Origin of the sequence: Ferrovibrio sp. (assembly GCF_017994015.1) — a bacterium.
GTDB lineage: Bacteria > Pseudomonadota > Alphaproteobacteria > Ferrovibrionales > Ferrovibrionaceae > Ferrovibrio.
The window spans coordinates 1-4,647 of the sequence record NZ_JAGOLP010000108.1; the positions used below are offsets into that span (position 1 = coordinate 1).

The following is a 4,647-nucleotide window of genomic DNA, read 5'->3' on the forward strand; positions in this document are numbered from 1 at the left end:
GGCGTCAAACGCGGTGTAGCGCGGATTGAGGCTGTCGGTGGCATCCTGAAACACCATCTGGATACGCGGGCGATACGGACTGGAGCCGAAGCCCTTGGCCGGCATATGACCAATTTCCTCGCCATTGAGCCGGATGCTGCCATCGCTGGGATCAAGCAGCCGGGTGATCAGGCGCACCAGGGTGGATTTGCCGCAGCCGCTTTCACCCACCAGTCCCATGGTTTCGCCACGCATGATCTGGAAATTCACGTTATCCACGGCATGCAGATGCGGCACCGGTTTGGCGGCGCCGCGCGCCCGGGCCAGCAGGCCGGGTTTCTGGCCGAGAGGAAACAGCTTGTAGAGCGCAGCGATATCAAGCAGCGGGGCGGTGCTGTTGGTCATAGCGGATTCCAGCAGGCGACCAGCCCGCCCTCCTCGCGTTGCAATTTAGGCAATGGCCGGCTGCATGTGGGCAGCAAGCGTTCGCAGCGTAGCGAATAACGGCAGGGCGGAATTTCCGCCGCGCGCAGATCCGGCAACGAACCCGGGATCGAGGCCAGCCCGGCCAGGCTGGCGGTTGGCTTGGGCGTGGCGGCGATCAGTTTGGCGGTGTAGGGATGGCGCGGGTTGCGGAATAGCTCGGCGGTGGGCGCACTTTCCACCACATGGCCGGCATGCATCACCACGATACGATCACAATATTCCGCCGCCATGCCCAGATCATGGGTGATCAGCACTGTGGCCATGCCCTGGGCGCGACCCAGTTCGGTCACCAGGTCCATGATCACCGCCTGGGTGGTGACATCCAGCCCGGTGGTCGGCTCGTCAGCGATCAGCAGCTTGGGGGCGCAGGCCAGCGCGATAGCGATCATGATTCGCTGGCACATGCCACCGGAAAGCTCAAACGGATAGGCTTTGGCGCGGCGCTCAGGATCGGGGATTCGCACCTTCTGCAACATCTCAATGGCGCGTTTCGGCGCCTCGGCACGGGTAATGCCACCATGTTCGATCAGCACATCGGCAATCTGCTGGCCGACGCGGCGGATTGGATTGAGCGCCACACGCGGATTCTGAAAGATCATCGACATTTCACGGCCGCGCAATTCGCGCAGCACATGTTCGGGCGCATCGAGCAATTCGATGCCGCCAAACACCGCCTGGCCGGATGTGACCTTGCCGGCGGCATCCAGAATGCCCATCACGGTATAGGCCGTGACCGACTTGCCGGAACCGCTCTCACCAACAATCGCCACCACCTCGCCCTTGTGGATATCAAAATCCACCCGGTCCAGCGCCTTGACGATACCCGAGCGGGTGCGGAATTCGACGCTGAGATCGGAAACCGACAGAAGTGGAACGGCACTCATGTGCGCCTCACGATTTGGTTGGTCGGCGTCCTCATGTGCGCCTCCGAGGGTCCACCATGTCGCGCAGGCCATCACCCAGCAGGTTGAAGCAGAACACGGCGAGCATCAGCGCCAGGCCAGGAAACATCGCCACCCACCATTCGCCGGAGATGATGTATTGCGCGCCATCGGCCACCAGGATGCCCCATTCCGGCGTTGGCGGTGCAATCCCTAGGCCGATGAAGCTGAGGCCGGCGGCATTCAGGATGGCATAGCCCATGGTGAGTGAGCATTGCACCATCAGGATCGGCAGGATGTTGGGCAGGATATGCATGAACAATATCCGCCCTTCCGAATTGCCGGAAAGCCGAGCCGCCTCGATGAAGCCGGCATTGCGCCGCACATTGGCCTCGGCCCGGGCAACACGGGCATAAAGCGGCATATTGATGATCGCGGTGGCGATGACGATATTGCTCACCGTGTTGCCCAATGCCGCCACGATGCCCATCGCCAGCACAAAGAGCGGAAATGCCATGATGGTATCTGAAATCCGGCCAACCACGCGATCAGTCCAGCCGCCGAAATAGCCCGCCGCGATGCCGGCCACGGCGCCAAGCCCGAAAGTGAGGATCACGGCAGCGAAGGCGATGGTCAGATCAAGCCGGGTGGCCACCAGCACCCGGCTGAAAATATCGCGCCCCAGGGCATCGGTGCCGAACCAATGCTGCGCCGAGGGCGGTTTGAGCGCGCGGGCAGCATCGGTGAATAGAGGATCATATGGCGCCAGCCAGGGACCGAAGATGCCGGCAAACAGCAGCAGCGCAAACAGGCTGAAGGCGAATAGTGTGACCGGGTTTTCGGTCAGCACATAGCGGATATGTTTGAGCGTGGCATTCATGATTCAAACCCGACGCGCGGATCGATCACGATATAGAGGATGTCGATCATCAGGTTGAGCGCCACATAAAGCAGCGCCATGGTGAGCACAAAGCCCTGGATCGGCGCGTAATCCGAAGCGATCAAGGCTTCAATGGCGAACGTGCCGATGCCGGGCCAGGAGAATACTTTCTCCACCAGCACATTGGCGCCAAGCAGGAAGGAGAACACCATGCCCAGCGTGGTGACCACCGGCAGCATGGCATTGCGGAAGGCATAGGCATACACCACTTTGGCCGGGCTGAGGCCGCTGGCCCGCGCGGTGCGGATAAATTCGCTGTTCAGCACTTCCAGCATCGAAGCACGGGTCATGCGCGCCAGCGGCGCCAGGGTGAAGAAGGCCAGCGTGAAAGCCGGCAGCACCAGTTGCTTGAGCGCCGAGATGAAGGTTTCAAAATCGCGCGCCAGCAGGCTATCGATCAGATACAGCCCGGTGACATTGGGCGGCGCCGAGGAATAGATATCAAGCCGGCCCAGCGGGGCCGGCGCCCAGCCAAGCTGGAAATACAGCACATAGATCAGCAGCAAGCCGCTGAAAAACGCCGGCAGGCTGACTCCCGCCGTGGTGATGATGCGGCAGCTATGATCGATCCACGAACCTGGCCGGTTTGCTGCTGCAATGCCAAGCGGCACGGCGATGAACACCGAGACGATCAGGCCCAGCAGGGTCAGTTCAAGCGATGCCGGCAGGCGGGTGGTGACTTCTTCCAGCACCGGACGGCCGGTGGCGATGGAATTGCCCAGATTGCCGCGCATCAGATCGGTGACATAAACCAGGAATTGCTCGGGCAGGGTTTTATCCAGCCCGAGCGACTTGCGGATCTGTTCAATGGCTTCCTGGCTGGCGGCCGGCCCGGCGAAATACACCGCCGGGTCGCCGGGCAGGGCGCGGGTGAGCAGGAAGGTGACCACCAGCACCCCGAGGATGCTGGGTATCGCACTCACCAATCGTTGGCCGATCAGCCGCAGCATGCCGCGCCCTCCTGTGGCTCAGAGCTTTTCGAGCTGGCGGAAATCAAGCTGGCGATGGAACCAGTAGGTATAGCCCTTGATGTTCTTCTGCATGCCAACATCGAGAATCTGCTGATACATCGGCACACGCGGCACTTCGTCGATGGCAAGCTTGATGAAGCCCTTCACCTGCTCGGCATATTTCGCCGGGTCTTCCTCGTAGCGCGAGGCATCGATCAGCGCGTCCATCGCCGGGTTCTTGTACGACATGGTGTTGAACACCGCATTCTGGCCGTGATAGCCCCAGAAGAAGAAGTAATCCGGGAAGTTCAGCCAACCGCCGAAGCTGGCGATATGCAGCGGGCGGTTCTTCTGCAACATGGCATTGCGGAAATTGGCGCCCGGAATCTTCTCGATCGTGGTCTTGATGCCAATCTGCGCCAGCGATTGCTGCAACAGCACGGCTTCCGGCTCGGAAGCCGTGGCATCGCCCAGGTCGATGGAGATCGTGGTTTCGAAACCATCCGGATAGCCGGCTTCGGTCAGCAACTGCTTCGCCTTGGCAAGATCGGTCTTGTAGGGGAAGGGCTGCGGCCAGACGGCATCCTTGGGCGCATCGGCCGGGCCGGCCGACATCGGGATGCCACGGCCATAAATCGCGGTCTTGTAAATCTGTTCAAACGGCGTGGCATAAGCGATGGCCTGGCGCACCTTCGGATTATCGAAGGGCTTCATGGTCGAAACCATGCCGACATATTTCAGGGAGTTTTCCACCGGCACGCCAACCACGCGATACTTCGCGGCATCGCCCAGTGCCAGCAATTCGGCCGAATCCTTCTGCGGCATATCCACCGAGATATCGGCATCGCCGCGTTCCATCAGGGCGCGGCGGTTGCCGGCCTGCGGCACTTCACGCAGGATCACGCGCTGGATTTTCGGCTTCGGGCCACCCTTCCAGTCGTCATAGCGCACCAGCACAGTTTCCTGGCCCGGCACCCATTTTTCCAACTTGTAGGCGCCGCTGCCAGCATCGTTGGTTTTCATCCATTCCATCGCCCACGGGTCTTTCTCCGTGGCATGCTGCTTGGCCAGCTTGGAATTGTAGATCGCAGGCACAACCACGGCCATATCGGGCAAAGCCAGCTTGTCGCGCTTCGGCAGGTCAACGCGGAAGGTGTAGTCATCCACCACCACAAACTGCTCCGGCTTGGTCAGGCTGCCGGCCGCCATCTGGAAAGTGGGGAAGCCGCCCACGCTGACGGCACGGTCATAGGACCATTTCGCGTCATGCGCCGTCACCGGCGCGCCATCGTGGAACTTGGCATCGCGGCGGATCTTGAAGGTGAAGGATTTGCCATCCGGCGCCACGCTGTAGCTTTCGGCCAATTCCGGCACGATCTTGCTGTAATCGTACATCTGCGTGCCATCGGGC

General features: G+C 61.1%; 5 protein-coding genes. All 5 read right to left on the bottom strand.

Annotated features, from left to right (window positions below; genetic code table 11):
- A partial coding sequence (locus KBB36_RS20665; RefSeq protein ID WP_290985719.1) for an ATP-binding cassette domain-containing protein occupies positions 1–384 on the bottom strand: 384 nt, incomplete at its 3' end.
- Entirely contained in the window at positions 381–1,349 is a 969-nt protein-coding gene (locus KBB36_RS20670; protein ID WP_290985722.1) for an ABC transporter ATP-binding protein, read from the bottom strand. The genes KBB36_RS20665 and KBB36_RS20670, both read right to left, overlap by 4 nt.
- Positions 1,350–1,380: 31 nt before the next feature.
- Positions 1,381–2,226 carry an ABC transporter permease gene (locus KBB36_RS20675; protein ID WP_290985726.1) on the bottom strand — a complete coding sequence of 282 codons (846 nt, stop codon included), beginning with the start codon at positions 2,224–2,226 and terminating at the stop codon, positions 1,381–1,383.
- A complete protein-coding gene (locus KBB36_RS20680) occupies positions 2,223–3,236 on the bottom strand; it encodes an ABC transporter permease (RefSeq protein ID WP_290985729.1) in 1,014 nt (337 codons plus the stop codon). The genes KBB36_RS20675 and KBB36_RS20680 overlap by 4 nt, the downstream gene beginning before the upstream one ends.
- 18 nt (positions 3,237–3,254) lie before the next feature.
- Positions 3,255–4,647: ABC transporter substrate-binding protein (locus KBB36_RS20685; RefSeq protein WP_290985732.1), on the bottom strand; the 1,393-nt coding region annotated here is incomplete at its 5' end.